This is a genomic window from Aeromonas fluvialis (assembly GCF_000819885.1).
Lineage (GTDB): Bacteria > Pseudomonadota > Gammaproteobacteria > Enterobacterales > Aeromonadaceae > Aeromonas > Aeromonas fluvialis.
This window is the reverse complement of record NZ_CDBO01000011.1, coordinates 37893-56707: the sequence shown is the minus strand read 5'-3', so window position 1 is coordinate 56707 and position 18815 is coordinate 37893. Positions and strand designations below refer to the sequence as shown.

Genomic DNA, 18815 nt, shown 5'->3' with positions numbered 1-18815 from the left:
CAAGGAGAAAGCAAGAAGAAGGATCAAGCGCACGTAGATGACAACCGTTCCAGAATGGCTTCGCCAATCGCAGTGCGCGCCTCAATCAGGGCCTCGCGCTGCTCGTTTACATAAGTCAGGGTAATGTCCAGATCGGGAGCCGGCAGCCAACCTTCACCCTTTTCGGGCCACTCCACCAGACAGAGCGTATTGGCGGCAAAGTAGTCCCGAATACCCATGAATTCCAGCTCTTCCGGATCAGCCAGACGATAGAGATCGAAGTGGTAAACCTGCCAGCCATCGAGTTCGTAGGGTTCGACCAGGGTATAGGTCGGGCTTTTTACCTTGCCATGATGGCCAAGCCCCTGCACCCAGCCACGGGTCAGGGTGGTTTTACCGGCGCCCAGCGAGCCGTGCAGAAATACTGTGGTCGCCTGTTGGCAAGCCTGTGCCAGACGGCCACCCAGAGCCACGGTTGCTGCCTCATCCGGCAGTGTCATCATCAACTGTTTTGCCATGTTCTTCTTGTTAAGTTGTTATGGTATTGGGATTAACCAGCCAGCGGATCAGCGGCAGCAGGTCTGATGCCAGCATGCCCCGCTCGCCGTCACTAGCCGCCATATCGGCAGCCTCGCCGTGGATCACGGCGCCTAGCCAGGTCGCCATGGTGGCAGACCAGCCCTGAGCCAAAAGGGCGGCGATTATACCAGATAACAGATCGCCCATGCCGCCACTTGCCATGCCGGGATTGCCTTCACAACAGAGAGCGACCCGCTCGCCATCATAAATAAGTGTTCCCGCCCCTTTTAACAACACCACACCGCCATAGCGCCGCTGCAGCGCCTGCACGGCGGCAAACCGGTCGGTTTCAATGTCAGCAAGGGTGCATCCCAGCAGTCGCGCCGCTTCGCCGGGATGGGGCGTGAGCACCCAATTATCCTGATGGCGGGGAGATTGCGCCAGCCAATTCAATCCATCGGCGTCCAAAACCAGTGGCAGCCGATCGGTGAGATAACGGACGATTTGCTCCCTTCCCCACTCTTCCTGACCGAGGCCGGGGCCGATGACCCGCACCGACGACCACTCCTCGTCATCAGCGGTGATAAGGCTCATCAGCTCGGATTGATAGAGGCTGACCGGCGGATGTTCCGGATGCTGACACACCCGTACCAGCCCCGCGCCTGCCCGCAGGCAGGCGCGAGCAGCCAGCACGATAGCTCCCTGCATGCCGCGATTGCCCCCCACCAGCAGCACCTTGCCATAAGAGCCCTTGTGGGCAGCGCGCTGGCGCGGGGTCAGCTGTTCGCTTAGCAGCGGATAATCGATGCGCCAGGCGGCGGGCAACATAGTGCCATCCGGCGTCACCCCAAGGGGATCACAGTCGAGCAGGCCGACGCAATCCACCCCGTCGCCGGTGAGCAGCCCCTGCTTGATACCGATAAAGGTGAGGGTGCGAGTGGCCTGCACCACGGCCCCCATGGCGCGGCCGGTATCGCCGTTGAGGCCGGAGGGGAGATCCACCGCCAGCACGGGCACAGCCAAGCCATTGATTGTTGCGACGATCTTTGTCAGTAGTGGCGAGAGGGGCGTGTTGACACCGGTGCCAAGCAGGGCATCGACCACCAGATCCGGGGCGAGATGCAGGGCCCCATCAAATTGCTCGGCCAGCCAGACCCGGCCACTGGCCGCCAGCCACTCATCGGCGGCCCGTCTGGCATCCCCCTTCAGCTGATCGGGTGCTCTGGCGGCAATCACCACCACCTCGATACCGATCTGGCGAGCCAGGCGGGCCAGCACATAGCCATCACCGCCGTTATTGCCGGGGCCGACGAAAATCCACCAGCAGCGGCTCTCGGGCCAATGCAGGGTGGCATAGGTGCGCAGCGCAGCACCAGCTCGCTCCATCAGGGCATAGAGAGGTTGTCCCTCACGCGCAGCCCAGTTGCGCTCCAATGCGCGGATCTGTTCAGTCTGCCACAACCCCTGTGGTAAACTGCCCCCCTCTTTTGTGCCCAACGCGCCCCTGATGATCTCTACCATGACGGCTCCCGCCTCTTATCAATCGACCCACGCCAGCAAACACCGGCCAGGCCAAGCCGCATGAGCGCACCTGACTTCCACCAGCTGGCCCACGATATCAAGCTCTGGGCACGGGAGCTAGGATTTGACCAGGCGGGCATTACCGACACCGATCTGCGTATCGAAGAGCCGAGATTGCAGGCCTGGCTGGATGCGGGCTATCACGGCAGCATGGATTACATGGCGCGCCACGGCATGATGCGGGCGCGCGCCCACGAGCTGCTTCCGGGCACGGTGCGGGTGTTGTCGGTGCGGATGAACTACCTGCCGTTCGAAGCTGGCTTCGCCGCTACCCTGCGCGATCCGACCCTTGGCTATATCAGCCGCTATGCGCTCGGTCGCGACTACCACAAGGTGCTGCGCAACCGGCTCAAACAGCTGGGTGATCGCATCGAAGCGCGCTGCGCCGAGCTGTTTCAAGGCACTGAGGAGACCTTGGGTGAGTGGCGCCCCTTCGTCGACTCCGCCCCCATCCTTGAACGGCCACTGGCGGCCAAGGCCGGCCTCGGCTGGGTTGGCAAACACTCACTGCTGCTCAACGAATCGGCCGGCTCCTTCTTCTTTCTGGGGGAACTGTTGCTCAACCTGCCGCTGCCACTCGACCAGCCAGTGAAGAAGGAGCAGTGCGGCAAGTGCGTCGCCTGCATCAACATCTGCCCGACCGGTGCCATTGTCGCCCCCTATGTGGTGGATGGCCGCCGCTGCATCTCCTATCTCACCATCGAAAACGACGGCCCTATTCCGGAAGAGTTCAGGCCCTTGATGGGCAACCGCATCTACGGCTGCGACGACTGCCAGCTTATCTGCCCCTGGAACCGCTACGCCAACGCCAGTCCTGAGCCCGACTTCAGCCCGCGCCCCAATCTGCACCGCCCGCCCCTCTTGACCTTGTGGGGCTGGAGCGAGAGCGACTTTCTCAAGCACACGGAGGGCAGCCCCATTCGCCGCATCGGCTATCAACGCTGGCGCCGCAATCTGGCAGTGGCCCTTGGCAATGGCCCGGCGACCCCCGAGGTGATCACCGCCCTGAAACGGGGGCTGACCACGGCCGAACCCATGGTGGCCGGCCATATCGAATGGGCGCTGGCCACCCTTGCCCGGTGTAAAGATGAAGAGAACAAGAAGACCCGTTTGCTGATCCGCTGCATCGAAAAAGGTCTGCCGGATCACGCATAGGTAATCTGCCCCTTGCCGGAATGCAGCACTTTTTTCATGCTCTGCCGACCCGCAGTGATCCACACTGCGATCAATACAACATGGTCGGTACACTAAAAGGACATGACAGATGCAAATGTTGGGAGTGGATATTGGCGGCTCGGGGATCAAGGGTTGTCTGGTCGACACCGAAACCGGCGAATTGATTGGCGAGCGCCATCGCATGGCCACACCGCAGCCGGCTACACCGGCCGCCATTGCCAATACCCTCAAAAGAATGGTTGAGCATTTCAACTGGAAAGGACCGGTGGGTTGTGGCTTTCCTGCTACCATCCACCACGGGGTCGCTAAAAATGCCTCCAACATCGACAAGAGCTGGATCGAAACTGACGCCGCTCACCTGTTCAGCGATGTCATCGGCCACCCCTGCTACGTGTTGAACGACGCCGATGCTGCTGGCTTGGCCGAGATGACATTTGGCGCAGGCAAGGATCGCAAGGGAGTGATTATCCTCATCACCGTTGGCACCGGTATTGGCACAGCCGTGTTCGTCAACGGCCACCTGCTACCCAACACCGAGCTGGGTCACCTGATGCTGGAAGGGATGGTGGCGGAGCACTACTGCTCCGACGCGGTGCGCAAGCGGGAAGATCTCTCCTGGGGCCGCTGGGGCAAGCGCTTCAACAAGTATCTGGCGCGCCTCGAATTTTTGTTCTCCCCCGACCTCTTCATTCTAGGGGGGGGCTGCGCGGCCAAACTGGAGAAGTTTGTCGATCGCATCGAGACCCGGGCACCGCTCATCCCTGCGGCCAGCCTCAACCAGGCAGGCATTATCGGAGCCGCTCTCTTCGCGGCCAAGCAGCAGGGCTGAACAACGCTCACCGCAAATCAAATGAAAGGGCCCGGCACAGCTGCCGGGCCCTTTTGTTTGGCCGCTATCTCATCTGTTTGACCGCCATTACCCGTTACATGTCATCGAGTCGATGCACCCCGTGTACCAGTCGGGTCAGGCGAGTCTGCTCCAGCCCGGCCAGATTCTCGAGCAGGGCGGTGGTGGCCGGTGTCGGGCACTCCCGGGCCAGATGGCCCAGCTCGCCCACCAGCTGCTCTTCCCAGCGGCACACCTGAGTGACGATATCCTGAGTCTGGGCTGATGCTGGCATCTCGAAGCGGGTAATGACAGGCAGCATATCCTCGCTGAAACTCTGGTTCAGCCAGGTCTCTCTGACCGCCTCTCCCAGCTGAGCGGCGTATTCGTGCAGATGGGCTGTGGCCGCATCCTCACGCCCTTGCAGATAGACCAGCAACATCCGGCTGCGTTCGCTGTCCACCTGACTGGTCAAGCGCCCGTAACAGAGTCCGAGCTGGTGATGAACCTGTTCAAGATAGTGCAGCAACTCTTTAATCTGTTGGAATCTCATCGCACAGCCCTCCATGATTGTCGATATCATCAGTATAAAAAAGCGACGCACCCGACCCAATCCCTATCCGTCGCCCCCTTGCGCTGCATCAAGGTTGGCGCCGACAAAGTCGCGGACAGGTGATCCGGTCGCGAATAGGGAACGATTTGTGCAGCTATTTGTGCAACGATGGAGAGGCATCAGGCTCGACACCTGATATGAGCAGGAACGGGCCAACACACTCATAACTCCAGTGTTTACCCGATATAAACCATCTTTAATTCGGCCATATACCACACTGACGAAACAGGATCTGGAAGCGCAACCTTTTCCTTCGGTTTATTATCCGCCAGACAGAAATCCCCATCAGTTTTTAGACGTCTAGACGTAGAAACACACATTGACACGGCCATCCGGACATCTTAGCATCATCCTCCATGATGGCAGAGTAACCCAGTGGAACCTCTGCCCAATTCACCTGCCTGTAGCGCCCTGTGCTTTAAGGCTGTTAGCACGGAAGAATCCATGATTAAGTTGAAAGGTCTCAACAAAGTCTACGGTACAGGCAGTGACGCCGTGCACGCCCTGCGTGATGTGAGTCTGCATGTACCCCAAGGCAAAATATTCGGGGTGATCGGTGCCTCCGGTGCCGGCAAGAGTACCCTCATTCGTTGTGTCAACCTGCTGGAGCGCCCGACAGAGGGCGAGGTGATTGTCGACGGCCAGGATCTGGTCGCCCTGAGTGAGCGGGATCTGACCCAGGCTCGCCGCCAGATCGGGATGATTTTCCAGCACTTCAACCTGCTCGCCTCCCGCACCGTGTTTGCCAACATCGCCTTTCCGCTGGAGCTGGCAGGCTGGAGCAAAGAGAAGATCCAGCAACGGGTTGCCGAGCTGCTGGCGCTGGTCGGGCTGGAAGCCCGCGCCCATGCCTATCCGTCCGAACTCTCCGGCGGACAGAAACAGCGGGTCGCCATCGCCCGGGCGCTGGCACCGGCTCCCAAGGTACTGCTCTGTGACGAGGCCACCTCGGCCCTCGACCCGCAGACCACCCGCTCGATCCTGACCCTGCTCAAAGAGATCAACGTCAAGCTGGGGCTCACCATTTTGCTCATCACCCATGAGATGGACGTGGTGAAAGGGATCTGTGACGAAGTGGCCATCATCAGCGACGGCCGCCTGATCGAACAGGGCGAAGTGGCCTGGTTCTTCAGCAATGCCAAGACCCAGCTGGCGCGGGATTTCATCCACTCAACCATCCATCTGGAAGTGCCCCAGGAGTATCAGGATCGGATGAGCAGCGAGCGGGTGCCAGGCAGCTACCCGCTGGTGAAGCTCGGCTTTACTGGCAGCACGGTCGATACACCGCTGATTTCCGAGGCGAGCCGCCGTTTCAATATCGACATCAGCATTCTGAGCGCAGACATCGAGTACGCCGGTGGTGTCAAATTCGGGTTTCTGCTGGCCGAGCTGTTCGGGGATGACGCCCAGTGCGAGGCGACCCAGCAGTTCCTCATCGACAACCACATTCAGCTGGAGGTAATGGGTTATGTCCGAAGCCATGATTAATCTGCTCATCACGGCCCTGGGCGACACCCTGATCATGGTGTTTGCCTCCGCTCTGTTCGGCTGCCTGCTCGGCTTGCCGCTCGGCGTGGCGCTCCATGTGACCAAGGCTGGCCAGATCCTGGCCAACCCCTTGCTCAACCGTACTCTGGGCATGGTGGTCAACGTGGGGCGTTCGGTACCCTTTATCATCCTGCTGGTCGCCATCATTCCGCTGACCCGGCTGATTGTCGGCACCAGTATCGGCACCATCGCTGCCATCGTGCCGCTGACGGTCGGCTGCATCCCCTTCATCGCCCGTCTGGTGGAAGGGGCCCTGATGGAGGTGCCGGATGGCCTGCTGGAAGCGGCCAAGGCGATGGGCGCCAAGCCGCTGCAAATCATCACCAAGGTGCTGCTGCCTGAGGCCCTGCCCGGCATCCTCAACAGCGTCACCATTACCCTCGTCACGCTGGTGAACTACTCGGCCATGGCCGGGGCCATCGGTGGCGGCGGTCTGGGCGATGTGGGTATTCGTTATGGTTATCAGCGCTTTGACCCAACCGTCATGCTGGTGACCGTGGTTATCCTGGTAGTACTGGTTCAACTTATCCAGAGCGCGGGTGAGCGCCTGGTCAACAAATGTGATCATCGTTAATCGTCGATTTCTGACAGGAGGTTTTATGAAATTTGGCATCAAATCCGTGGCAGCAGCCCTGCTGGCTGGTCTGGTTCTGGCCGGTTGCGGTCAAAAAGAAGAGAGCAAGGTTCTGAAAGTAGGCGCCATCGCCGGCCCGGAGACCGAGCTGGTTGAAGTGGCGGCCAAGGTCGCCAAAGAGAAATACGGTTTGACCGTCGAGGTGGTCAACTTCTCCGACTACGTCACCCCGAACGTGGCGCTGAACGATGGCAGCATCGACGTCAACGCCTTCCAGCACAAGCCCTATCTGGATGCGCAGGTGCGTGATCGCGGCTTCAAGCTGGTGCCGGTTGGCAACACCTTCGTCTACCCGATCGCCGGTTACTCCAAGAAGATCAAGGCCCTCTCCGAGCTGAAGGATGGCGCCCAGATCGCGGTACCGAACGATCCGACCAACCTGGGTCGCTCCCTGATGCTGCTGGCCAAACAGGGTCTGCTCACCCTGAAGGATGGCGCCGGTCTAGAAGCCACCGTGCTGGATATCACCAGCAACCCGCGCGACTTCAAGATTGTCGAGCTGGAAGCAGCCCAGCTGCCCCGCTCACTGGAAGATGTGGATCTGGCCATCATCAACAACACCTTCGCTGGCCAGATTGGTCTGACCCCGAGCGAAAACGGCCTGTTTGTTGAAGACAAAGAGTCCCCCTACGTCAACCTGATCGTCGCCCGCGACAACAACAAGGATGACGAGAAGGTCAAACAGTTCGTGCAGGCCTTCCAGACCGACGATGTCTACAAGAAAGGGCTGGAACTGTTCAAGGGCGGTCTGGTGAAAGGTTGGTAATCACTCACTCGGCAAAAAAGGCCATGCAATGCGTGGCCTTTTTTATTGGCGCCGCTATGATATCGACGAGCACGGCAACACGAACATATTCAGCACATGAAAAAATGGTATCTGGCCTACTGCAAGCCAAAAGAAGAGGCCCGCGCCCGCGCCCACCTCGATGCCCAGGGGGTCGAATCCTACTACCCCATGGTGGAAGTTGAAAAACTGCGGCGGGGCAAACGAGTCCCGGTCAGGGAGCCCATGTTTCCCAACTACCTGTTCATCTACGTGGATCTGGAAGAGGTCACCCCGGTCACCCTGAAATCGACCCGCGGCATCAGCCGGATCATCCACTTTGGTAGCGAATGGACCCCCATCAGCAACAAGCTGGTCTATCAACTAATGAGCCGCGATGACAGCGACGAGGCGAGATCCCGCTACACCAGCCTGCCCACCGCGGGAGATAAGGTACTGATTGAAGAGGGGCCGCTCGCCGGCTTTGAAGCCATCTATATAGAACCGGATGGGGAGAAACGGGCCATTTTACTGGTGAGCCTGCTCAATCAGGAGACCGCCAGCAGCTTCGACAACCAGGCCTTCAGACGGCTCGACTAAAAAAGCGGAGTACCCCTGTCTGCAGAGTCACCCGTACCACACTGTCTGCAGAATACGCCGGCACGTGCCACTTTGATGGCGTCACCCTGGGCCGGCAGAGGACACGGCTCCCCGACCCGATGGTGCTTGAAAGAATAGGAAGAGTAGGCAAGGGTCGGCATAACTGTTGCTGGGTAATGACCAGGCAGGCCGGGTCCGATTGATGTAGGCCAAGCGACACGTCGAGGAGAGTGCGGAGCCGCTGGTTGATAAACCCGAAACCGACTGCACCCGGCTCGCCATGCGCTTGAACATCCCTGTTCCAAGCAAGCGGTTTGTTCTAAAGATTCAGATAGCGATAAGGGTCGGTAATCTTTTCTGCCAAGCACGGTGCCACTCTTGCAACTCACTGCGTGGCATCGGTCTGGCAGAGAAGAACCCCTGGCAAACATCGCAGCCCAACTCTGCCAGCAGCCGCCAGGTTTGCACATCTTCCACCCCTTCCGCCACCGACTTGAGGCCCAACTTGCGCGCCAGTTCGATACTGGACTCGATAATCGCCAGACGGGAGGGGTCTTCAAAACAGCGATCGACAAAGGATCGATCCAGCTTCAACTCGGTAAAGGGCAGCAGCGCCAGTTGCTGCATGGAGGAGTAGCCTGTGCCGAAGTCGTCGATGGATAGGCCAAAACCGTGCATCCGCAGGCGGGTCAGCACCTCCAGCGACTTGCCCAGATCCTGCACAAAGGCGCTCTCGGTCACCTCCAGGGTGATAAGCTCAGGGTTGATGCTCCAGCGCTGGCACTGGTTGATCAGGGTATTGCACAGATCACCCTCGATCAGCGAACTGGTGGAGAGGTTCATCGACAGATTGAGCGAGAGCCCGGTCTCTTCCCACAGGTGACCATCACTGAGGGATTTGCCGATGATCACCTCGGTCAACTGATCGATCAGACCGTTATGCTCCGCCAGCGGAATAAAGCGTCCCGGAGAGATCTGGCCGAACTTGGGGTGCTGCCAGCGGGCCAGCGCCTCCATCCCGACCCACTCGCCGGAGGCAAAGCTCACCTTGGGCTGATACCAGGGCAGCAGCAGATCCTGCTCCAGCGCCAGACTCAGATCATCCAGAGTCAGGCAGTGACCGTCCTCCTCCTGAACCCGCTCCTGTTGTGGCCGCCAGGTAGTGATCAGCTGGCTGATCTGTTGCTGACTGGAGGGCTTCTCGATGCGCCCCAACACCTGCAAGCCATAGGCGGCACTCATGCGCAGTACGGCTTCCACCACATCGTCCTCAAGGGCGCTGGAGAGGATAATCCCCCCCCGAAAACCGCCCAGCGACAGACGACGCAGGAGCGCCATGCCATCCATGCCCGGCATCCGCAAATCACAAAACAGGATATCGACGGCGTGTTGCTGGCTCAGTGCCAGCGCCTCGGCACCATCGGCCGCCTCCAGCAGATTCTGGTAACCCAGACTGCGGATCTGGTGCAGCAGCGCCTTGCGCTGAAATCCATGGTCTTCCACGACCATGATGACCAACTCATGTTGTGCTTTTTTCATCGAGCCATAATCCAATGTCGTGGGCGATCGCCGTCATCAATAGCTGCACCGTTCCGATCAGCTCATCCAGTTCATCAAGCTGCTTCAATCTCGCTACCGACTCAAGTCTGGCTGCCTGGCTGGCCAGCTCCTGCAGTCCGACCATGCGGGCCGCCCCCTTGATCCGGTGGGCTGTTTCTACCAGTGCGCCGAAGTCATGGCAAGTCAGTGCCGCCATCATATGCGCACCATCCTGACGATTGGAGTCGAGATATTCCGCCGCCATCGCCCGTGCCGTCTGCTCATCGCCAAACAGGGTCAACCAGCGCTCTGACTGCACAGTCAGTCCGTCATCGACAGCCGTCACTGCGGCACTGCCAGCCGGTACCGACTCAGCGAGCCAATGTGCCAGCAGTTGGTGCAGGCTATCCAGCGGATAGGGCTTGAACAGCATGTCGCTCATGCCTGCCTCCATCATACGGGCATGGGCCTCTTCCGAGGTATCCGCCGTCACCCCGATAATGGGTGCCGTCACGCCCGCCGCCCGCAGCGCCTTGGTCAGGGCATAGCCATCCATCACCGGCATATGACAATCGGTCAGCAACAGAGAGAATGGTTGACCCTGCCAGGCCCGCAACGCCTGCTCGCCATCCTCCACCACCTGGGCTTCAACTCCGAGCCTAGCCAGTTGTCGTGCCAGCAGGGCACGATTGACCGGATGGTCATCAGCCACCAGCACCCGTCCTCCCAGCTTGTCAACCGGCGCAGGCAGGACCGGGGCGACCCGCTCCTGCAGCAGCGCAAGACAACTCTCCAGCAGCAGATCCGGATAGAGAGGAGAGAGCCCCAATCGCCACCAAACCTGACCACCTACCCGCCCCCGTAGCGCCTCATCGGGTGACGCTAAGATCCCCTTCAGCGCAGAGTGTTGCAGCCAGTTCTGCCACTCACTGCCAAGGGTCTGCTCCAGCCACTGCTGATCAGCCAGCAGCAACCCTTCCAGTGAGCGGTTGAGCTGACTGGCATCCAGATGCTTGAGCCTGGCCCCCAACCGCCGCATGGCCGTCTCGAGGTTGGCATCGGCGCTGAAAAACCACCACTCTGTCCCGGCCAGCGGGGGGGCATCCCATTGAGGATTGGTCAGCGGCACGGTAAAACGGAAACGGGAGCCCTCTCCCGCCTTGCTGGTCAGGGTGAGTTTCCCCCCCATTTTGCGTACCAGCTGATCACAGATGGCCAGCCCCAACCCGGTGCCGCCAAAGCGGCGATTAATGTCAGACTCCACCTGCTCAAACGGGGTAAATAACAACCCCTGTTTCTCTTCGGCAATCCCGATACCGGTATCGCGGACACTGATGGCAAGCTGCTCGTGCAGGTAGCTGACCCGGATAGAGACCTCCCCCTGTTCGGTAAACTTTACTGCATTGTTGAGCAGGTTGGAGATCACCTGACCGACCCTTACTCCGTCGATATCGGCCCTATCAGGGACAAGCAGGCCCCACTCCAACGTCACATTGAGCCCCTTGCTATGGGCCTGGGTGGCGTGACCGCGGATCGCATCGCAGATCACTGTCTGCAACCGGCTGCTCTGGTAATTCAACTGCAACTGACCCGCTTCTATCTTGGAGAAATCGAGAATATCGTTGACCAGATAGAGCAGATTGTTGGTCGAGGTAACCACATTACGCACCATGTAGCGCTGATCGTCATTGAGCTCGCTCATTTGCAGCAACTCGAGCATGCCGTGCATACCGGAGATAGGTGTGCGCAACTCGTGGCTCATGGTGGCCAGAAAGCGGCTACGCGCCTGCATCGCCTGCTCGGCATAGGCACGCGCCTCCCGTAGCTCATGCTCTTGCTGCTTGATAGCCGTGATGTCCTGAACCACTCCGTTGAGGATCAGCCCCTGCCCCTGCAGCTCCTGGCGGACAAAATTGCCGCGCACCTGCACATAGCGATCCCCGTCCGGACGATCCACCTTGACCTCCAGATCGAGGGGGGCCAGAGTCGCGGCATGGTTTGCCACCTGGCTGACAAACGCCTGCTGTGCCTGCTCGGTAAAGCCGAATACCTCACCGCCAGACCTGGCGCCAAACAAATCCAGATCTGGCACCCCCATAATCTCGTTGGCCCCCTGAGAGGCGTAAAGAAAGCGTCCATTACCCGGCCCTAGCCACAGATACTGGTAGACGACGCCAGGCATGCTGTCGGTGATCTGGGTCAGGCGGGTTTCAGCCTGACGAGCACGATCCTCGGCCTCCTTGATCCGGCTGACATCGGTCAGCACCGTCAGCACCCCCCGCATGTTGCCATCGGGATCACGATAAGGGCGCTTGGCATAGATCACATGAAAAGGGGTACCATCGGCATGCGAGCTGCTGCCGGCCCCCTCCAGTTCCTGACCGCTTTGCCATACCCTGCGCTCCTCTTCCAGCACCCTCTCGCGCAGGGATTCTGGCATGCTGTACAGGTCATCCGACACCTCGCCATTACTGCCAACGAGAAAGGCATCGCGATAGGCCTGGTTGCAGAGAGTGATCCGCTGCTCGCTATCGCGTAATGCCACCATGGTCGGCAACGAGTTGAGCAGGGTCTGCACAAATAGCAGTTGTTCGTTTAGCTTGTCCTCTGCAATGTTTCGCTGCGCAATCTGGCGACGCAGGCTGCGAGCCCAGAGCATCACCAGCAGACCACAGGTCAACAAGGCAGCCCCTCCCAACGCCAACCACTTGTAGAACAGGCTGTAATCAGGCTTCATATTTACCGATACATTGAGCCAACGCCGCTCCAGCAGTTGCCACTCCTCATCCGTGATACTCTGCAGCAGCTTGTCCATGATGCGCAGCAGTTCAGGCTGCTTGGTATCAACGCCCATGCTGATAGGCACAGAAAATTCGGGGGCGCTCAGTACCACCTGATACTTCTCATTGAACCCCTTCATCGCCTGCTGCCCCAGATTGGTCATGGTCAGCAGCACATACTCGGCTTTCCCCGTATCGAGCAGGGTAAGCAACTCGGTATCCTTGCTCACCTCGATGACGTTGCCACCATGAACGCCGATAAGGTGGGCCTCATAGGATGACTCGGTTACACCTATCTGGAGCCCTTTCAGCTGAGCCGACGATGTCAGCGGGCGGGCACCGCGCCGGGCTACCAAATAGGTGTTGATGTTAAGGTAAGGGGAGCTGAAGGAGGCAAATGTCTCGCGCTCCCTGAGCGGTGCTATCAGGGGGATCAGATCCACCTTGTGCTGTTTCAGCAGCGCCAGCGACTCGAGCCAGGTGCTGGTCAGTTCCAGTTCAAAGCGGATCCCTGAGCGCTGACTCAGCAGTTTCATCAAATCTGCCGTGTAGCCGTACAACCCCCCTTCGTCATCGATCTCGCTGATACCGGCAAGCGATGGCGTAACGGCAAACCGGACCACCTTGTTCTTCTGATTCAGCCAAGCCATCTCGCCTGGCGTCAGCAACAAACCCGCCTTGAAGTTACGATCCTTCTGATTCAGCCGCAACCGGGCATCTGCCGCGGGGATCCGCTGGTAGGCCTGCCAGATGCGATCAGTCAGCGCCGGATCATGCTTACTGGTGGCGATGGTCAATGCGCCAGCAGAGATCCAGCCTGGCATCACAATCCCCATCGGCTCGGGCAACCGCGCCATCTCCATGGCAATAATCGATCCCAGTGCCATATAAGCATCGGCCGCCCCCTGTTTGACCATGTTGGTCGCCTCGTCACGGCTCTCCAGCTCGGTCACTTGGGGCATCTTCAGCCTGGCCAGCTCTTTGCAACTGCCAAAACCGCGAATACAGACCCAGCGCAGTTTGCGTGCCTGCTCAATGGTTAATTGCTGGTTCGGATGGCGCATCAGGATGGCTCTGGCATAGGAGCCCAGATGCCCCTCATGGCGGATCCCGTCCAGTTCGAGGGCATCGACTTCAACCCCGATCAGTGCATCGATACGGCCACTGTGCAGTGCCGTCTGGGCATCTAAATAGGTGTTGTAGGAGACATATCGCAGGGAGACCCCCATTTCTGCTGCAATGCGCGAGGCCAACGCCTTGAGCGGACCGGCATAGCGCTGATCGGGCTGCTCGTAGAGAAAAGGGGGATAACCACCAAGGGGCACCCCGATCACCAGCTCTTCATCGGCTGCAATCCAGTCGCCCACCCCCGCCTCTTCCAACTGGAGAACAGCAACAGCAGGCATGCCGCAACACAGCAACAACAGGGGAAGAAAAAGCTGACGAAAGAGTGACATGAAGTCTTGTCCTGATAAGTAAAACGGAGAGGCCACCACATCTAATCTTGCCGATCCTGACAGCACAAGGCGAAAAAATGACGAGCCTGTCACAAACGGGGCGGAGAGAATAGTGTAAGCCCACTGAAAAGTGAATAAAAATCAACCTTCAGACACAAAAATGGCAGGCATTCCGTCTGCCATCGCCATAATAGGGAGAGCGTTTACTCTCCCCTGTGGATCAGGTTATTCGATTCCCGAGCCGAAAGCCGGTTTGATACTCCCGCTCGCGAACGAGGGAGATCTGACCCTGATATCCTTCCAGACCGATATCTTTCAGCAGGGCTGGCGACAGATTGACCACGGCGAGGCGACGCTCAACCCGGGCGATTCGCTTTGGAACCAAAGACTTCGACACGACGCAGTAAGACCAGTTCGATAGACATGACATTCTCCAGTGAACATGCGGTTCTCCCGGAGAAAGTGGAGATCACCCTGCGGGACGAACCTCGGGTGATAAAAAAGACAGGGGTTACCTGCTTACGCCACGCGGTAAAAGAGCACGAGATTTCACGCTGCCATGGGTGCAGCGAGCAAATGCAACGTTGAGCATCAGATCTTGCATTTTCGTCTCCTTATCGGGCAAAAGTTGAACAAGTTGCAGCGGTCTAAAAAATATCCGAATTAAAAACAAGCCTCTCTCGACTCCCTTTCAACCATTTCACGGCATTTTATGCTGCCCGCAAGGCAGTGCCGGGGGCATCAGATCCCCGAGAGCAGCCGATACTCCTCCAGCACATAGGTATCCGTCATGCCGCTGACGTAATCGAGCAGCAGCCGCACCCGGTAATACCACTCCTGCTCGTGCTGGCAGGCAAAGCGTGGATCCGGGGTAGCGATCGCCAACCGGTAGGCCTTGAGGTGGCGGGCCGAGAGGCGGTGATAGAGGCGGCGCGCAAAGAACAGCGCCTGACCTCCCTCCCCGGCCAGCAGGCGGGCAAATTGTGACGCTGGCAGCGCCAGCAGGCAGGCATAGCTGGTCAGCACGCCGCGCAGCGCCGCATAGCCTTCTAGTTCGAGGGCTTCCACCTCGGAGCGCATAAAGACCTGCGTCCTTGCCACCTGTTTGAGGATGTCGAGCACCCGCGCCGCCGGCGCCTGACCGTGTAACAGCGCTTGCGGGTAGGAGCCCTGCAAAATGGCCTGATGTTCGCTGACATAGCTCTGCGCCGCCAGCGCCACCAGATCCCGGGTCAGTTGCTGACGAAAATGGGGAAAAAAGCCTCGGCCGGATGCCAGCGCGTCATCGAGCAAGGTGCCCATGTAGTCGCTCTGATCGGCCCCTCGCAACGCAGCCAACAGTTCGCTCAGCGTCAGGATCCGCCGATCGACCGCATCCTCCAGATCGGCGATGCAGTAGGAGATGTCATCGGCCGCCTCCATGATGTAGACCAGCGGATGACGGCAGCCGGGGGCCAATCCCAGACTCTGGCCGAGGGCGCGGTAGAGCGGCTGCTCGCTGAAGAAGATGCCCCGCTTGCTGCTCCAGCCATGATGCTGGCCATAGCTGACTCCCGGTTGGGGTTGCTGCGGGTATTTGCACAGCGCCGCCAACTGGCCGAGGGTCAGGTTGAGTTCGTGCAGACTGTGCACCAGCCGCAGGCTCTGGGCGTTGCCATCAAACAGTTGCAGATCCTGACGTAATTCCGCCCACTGGGCCGAGGGAGGCTGCGCCAGCGCCTGCTGATAGAGGGGATCGAGCATCTCACCGAGCCACTGGCTCATCACCTGCTCGCCAAAGTGACCAAACGGCGGATTGCCGACATCGTGCAGCAGGCAGGACATCTCCACCAGATTGATAAAGGCCCCTTCGCAGACCTCACCGGGCGGCAAGGCGGCCAGAATACGACGGCTGATCTGGCGGCCGGTCTCCTGCACTTCAAGCGAGTGGGTGAGGCGGCTGCGCACCGAGGCTTTCACATCGAGCGGAAAGACCTGGGTCTTTTGCTGCAGCCGGCGCACCGGCGCCGCCTGTACAATTCGGGCGCGATCCAGCTCGGTCGCCTCCAGCAGATCCTCATCCCCCCAGGGGTGGATGCGCGCGGGGGTAATCAAACGGCTATACATCTTGCAGCTCCTTGCCAGCAACTTCCGTCAGATTCAAGACAATAGCCAGCGCCGCAGACGGGCGATATCGCCGGGATATTCACGGCGCAGCGTCTCAATCCAGTCTTCCACGTTCTCCCACCAGGCGGGGTGATCCGGACTCTGGATCAGCTGGGCCGTCTGCTGCAGACGGCGCAGACCGATGGAACCTGCAGCGCCCTTGATCTTGTGGGCCTCCTCCACTACCCCCGCCTGATCCTTGGCAATCATGTTGGAGTCGAGCACCGCCATGTAGTCCGGCATCATCTTCTCGAACAGATCGACGCTGGAGAGCAGCACCGGCTTGCCCACGGTATCGGCGTAATCAGTGAGGAAATGCAGGTCCAACAGCTGATCCTGACTCTCTGCATCCACCTGCTCGTCAGCTTCGTCTTCCGCCAGATCGGCAAACAGATGGCCAATCACCTCTCGTACCGCCTTCGAGCCGAGCGGCTTGTTGATCACATCCAGCATGCCGCGATCCAGGTAATACTGGCGATCACTAGTCACGTTGGCAGTCAGCGCCACCATGGGCGGCAAGCTGTCACCGTAACGTTCAAGCAGTTGGGCCGCCACATCGAAGCCGGTCATGTCCGGCAGCTGGATATCGAGCAAAATGAGGTCGAAATCATCCGGGTTGGCCATCGCCAACGCCTGGGTGCCGTCTCGTGCCACCTGCACCTGATGACCCAACTTGTTGAGCAGGGCGCAGGCCACCGTCACGTTGAGCTCCACATCCTCCACCAGCAGGATATCGAGGGAGGGCATCTCCTCCTCCTGCTCCGGCAATACCGGCTCGGCGCAAGCTACCTCCAGCTCGGCGGTGAAGCAGGAACCTTCGCCCGGATCGCTGTCCACATAGAGCTGGCCACCCATGGCTTGCACCAGCTGGCGGGAGACCGCGAGGCCAATGCCGGTGCCGGTAGCGTGCTTCTTGCCCTGCACCTGATAGTACATGGCGAAGATCTTCTCCTGCTGGGCGCGCGGGATGCCGATGCCGGTATCCTCCACCTCGAAGTGCAGGGCCAGCTTGCCCGGCTCGTCGGCAGGGTGGGAGAGACAACGCACGGTGACGCCCCCCTCATCGGTAAACTTGACCGCGTTGCCCACCAGATTCCACAGCACCTGACGCAGGCGGGTGCCATCGGCCATTACGTATTGCGGCATGTCGCCATCCCGATCGAAATGGAGATAGAGCCCCTTCTGCTCCGCCTGGATGCGAGAGAGGGTCTCCAGTTCGTCGAGAAAGGCTGGGAGATCGATGCGGGTCGGCGCAATTTCGAGGCGACGCCGGTCGAGTTTATCGAGATCAATGATGTCGTTGAAGATATTGCCAAGGGTCACCGCACTCAGGTGAATGGTCTTGAGCTGTTGGTGCTGCTTGGCATCGAGGGGGGTATCCATCAGTATCCGGCTCAGCCCCACAATGCCATTGAGCGGGGTGCGCAGCTCGTGACTGATGGTGGAGATAAAGGTGGTCTTGTCGCGGCTCGCCTTCTCCAGTTTGTCCTGGTACTGCTTACGTTCGGTGATGTCACGACCAAAACCGAGCAGGCCAAGCCGCTTGCCGAAGCGATCGAAGAAGGGCACCTTGCGCAGCTCGAAGTAGGCCTTGCGACCATCGGGATACTCCAGCCACTGCTCGTAGGTGAGCGGCTCGTTGCTACTGAAGACTTGTCGGTCGGTCTCGACTATCTTGTTGGCAATCTCCTGCTTGTAGACATCGAACGGGGTAAGACCGATCAGCTCGCTTTCCACCTTGCCGGTCAGCTCCTCCATGGCACGGTTGCAGCCGGAAAACTGCTCATCCTCGTTGCGGTAGTAGACCAGATCGGGGGAGCAGTCTATGAAGGAGCGCAGCAGGGCGGTGCGCTCCCCCAGATGGAGCTGGGCTTTCTCTCGCTGGAACACCTCGTTCTCGAGATCCTCGATGGCCTGCAGACGCAGGCTCTCGGCCCGGTTGGTCTCGGCAATCTGGGCGTTGAGGCGGCTGATGTTCTCCTGCAGCTGGGTATTGAGCTCCAGGTCCCGCTCGCGCATATCTTGCAGCTTGCTCACCATCCGGCTCAGTCGCTGGCGGGAATCCTCCAGCTGATCCACCACGATGGAGAGAAAATAGACCGCCCAGGGTGTCACCAGCAGGCCGAAGAAGACCGAACGCACGAAGTCGATCACATCGACATTGCCGCGCAGGAACAGGGTCACCCCCATCTGGATGGCGACCGCCAGCACGATAATGCCCGCCGCCAGGAACATGCTGAAGCGCACCAGTCCCAGCGTGGTCATCAGATCGACGTAATATTGCGCCCAGGATTTAATCTGCTTCATCTTGTTATTTTCTCCCCGATATACGCGAACAGAATACCAGCACAGAGAATTGAACTCTTCTTATCTCGCACAATTAATTAACGATTCGCCGAGTTAAATGAGTGAGTTAGGGAAAGAGCGAACAAGTCCCCGGCGTGAGATCGAAAGTCACAATCAACACCATGTGCGATGGTCACAACGAATCACCAACGCACCTTCGCGGAGTGAAGAGTTCAATGGCAAACGCCGCGAAGAGATATGCTTGGTCCCCATGGATGCTGCTCCCCCTCCCGTGGTCAACGATGCTGGGCGTCGCCCCTATCCACTCGACACGATGATCCGCATGTACTGCGTGCAATGAAAGAGGGA

13 protein-coding genes and 1 pseudogene are annotated in these 18815 nt (G+C 59.3%); 6 read left to right on the top strand and 8 right to left on the bottom strand.

Translation table 11 applies throughout. The features are described 5' to 3' along the window. Nucleotides 1-23 precede the first annotated feature (23 nt). The gene (gene tsaE, locus BN1125_RS02360; RefSeq protein WP_042010455.1) at nucleotides 24-497 is read right to left on the bottom strand and encodes a tRNA (adenosine(37)-N6)-threonylcarbamoyltransferase complex ATPase subunit type 1 TsaE; all 474 of its coding nucleotides are present in this window, start codon (nucleotides 495-497) and stop codon (nucleotides 24-26) included. Nucleotides 498-507: 10 nt separating this feature from the next. Then, the gene (locus BN1125_RS02355) at nucleotides 508-2019 is read right to left on the bottom strand and encodes a bifunctional ADP-dependent NAD(P)H-hydrate dehydratase/NAD(P)H-hydrate epimerase (RefSeq protein WP_042010453.1); all 1512 of its coding nucleotides are present in this window, start codon (nucleotides 2017-2019) and stop codon (nucleotides 508-510) included. 60 nt (nucleotides 2020-2079) lie between these two features. On the opposite strand from BN1125_RS02355, the gene queG reads away from it, so the two are divergent. Continuing rightward, complete coding sequence (gene queG / locus BN1125_RS02350) at nucleotides 2080-3234, top strand: tRNA epoxyqueuosine(34) reductase QueG (protein WP_042010451.1); 1155 nt, start codon at nucleotides 2080-2082, stop codon at nucleotides 3232-3234. Nucleotides 3235-3343: 109 nt separating this feature from the next. Further along, nucleotides 3344-4084 carry a polyphosphate--glucose phosphotransferase gene (gene ppgK, locus BN1125_RS02345; RefSeq protein ID WP_042010449.1) on the top strand — a complete coding sequence of 247 codons (741 nt, stop codon included), beginning with the start codon at nucleotides 3344-3346 and terminating at the stop codon, nucleotides 4082-4084. A gap of 94 nt (nucleotides 4085-4178) precedes the next feature. Here the strand turns inward: ppgK and BN1125_RS02340 are convergent, their stop codons facing one another. Next, entirely contained in the window at nucleotides 4179-4634 is a 456-nt protein-coding gene (locus BN1125_RS02340; protein WP_042010448.1) for a hypothetical protein, read from the bottom strand. Between the two features lie 504 nt (nucleotides 4635-5138). Between BN1125_RS02340 and metN the strand changes: the two genes are divergently transcribed. The 4 genes from metN (at nucleotide 5139) to rfaH (ending at nucleotide 8239) form a co-directional block, all read left to right on the top strand. Continuing rightward, the gene (gene metN, locus BN1125_RS02335) at nucleotides 5139-6182 is read left to right on the top strand and encodes a methionine ABC transporter ATP-binding protein MetN (RefSeq protein ID WP_042010447.1); all 1044 of its coding nucleotides are present in this window, start codon (nucleotides 5139-5141) and stop codon (nucleotides 6180-6182) included. Next, nucleotides 6163-6816, top strand: a complete 654-nt coding sequence (locus tag BN1125_RS02330) for a methionine ABC transporter permease (RefSeq protein ID WP_005339070.1) — start codon at nucleotides 6163-6165, stop codon at nucleotides 6814-6816. Before metN ends, BN1125_RS02330 begins: the two co-directional genes overlap by 20 nt. Nucleotides 6817-6841: 25 nt before the next feature. After that, a complete protein-coding gene (gene metQ / locus BN1125_RS02325) occupies nucleotides 6842-7642 on the top strand; it encodes a methionine ABC transporter substrate-binding lipoprotein MetQ (protein ID WP_042010444.1) in 801 nt (266 codons plus the stop codon). Nucleotides 7643-7738: 96 nt separating this feature from the next. After that, nucleotides 7739-8239, top strand: a complete 501-nt coding sequence (rfaH, locus tag BN1125_RS02320) for a transcription/translation regulatory transformer protein RfaH (RefSeq protein WP_042010442.1) — start codon at nucleotides 7739-7741, stop codon at nucleotides 8237-8239. Nucleotides 8240-8566: 327 nt separating this feature from the next. Here rfaH and BN1125_RS02310 read toward each other — a convergent pair whose 3' ends face one another. From BN1125_RS02310 to arcB, 5 genes and pseudogenes are all read right to left on the bottom strand, one after another. Then, a complete protein-coding gene (locus tag BN1125_RS02310; RefSeq protein ID WP_042010438.1) occupies nucleotides 8567-9778 on the bottom strand; it encodes an EAL domain-containing response regulator in 1212 nt (403 codons plus the stop codon). After that, complete coding sequence (locus tag BN1125_RS02305; RefSeq protein WP_052446025.1) at nucleotides 9759-14015, bottom strand: ATP-binding protein; 4257 nt, start codon at nucleotides 14013-14015, stop codon at nucleotides 9759-9761. Before BN1125_RS02305 ends, BN1125_RS02310 begins: the two co-directional genes overlap by 20 nt. Before the next feature lie 220 nt (nucleotides 14016-14235). Next, a pseudogene (locus tag BN1125_RS18300) lies at nucleotides 14236-14440 on the bottom strand (hypothetical protein). A gap of 316 nt (nucleotides 14441-14756) precedes the next feature. Further along, entirely contained in the window at nucleotides 14757-16121 is a 1365-nt protein-coding gene (gene dgt / locus BN1125_RS02300) for a dGTPase (RefSeq protein ID WP_042010436.1), read from the bottom strand. Between the two features lie 33 nt (nucleotides 16122-16154). After that, on the bottom strand, nucleotides 16155-18467 hold the full coding sequence (arcB, locus tag BN1125_RS02295; protein ID WP_042010434.1) for an aerobic respiration two-component sensor histidine kinase ArcB: 2313 nt from the start codon (nucleotides 18465-18467) through the stop codon (nucleotides 16155-16157). Between the last annotated feature and the right edge of the window lie 348 nt (nucleotides 18468-18815).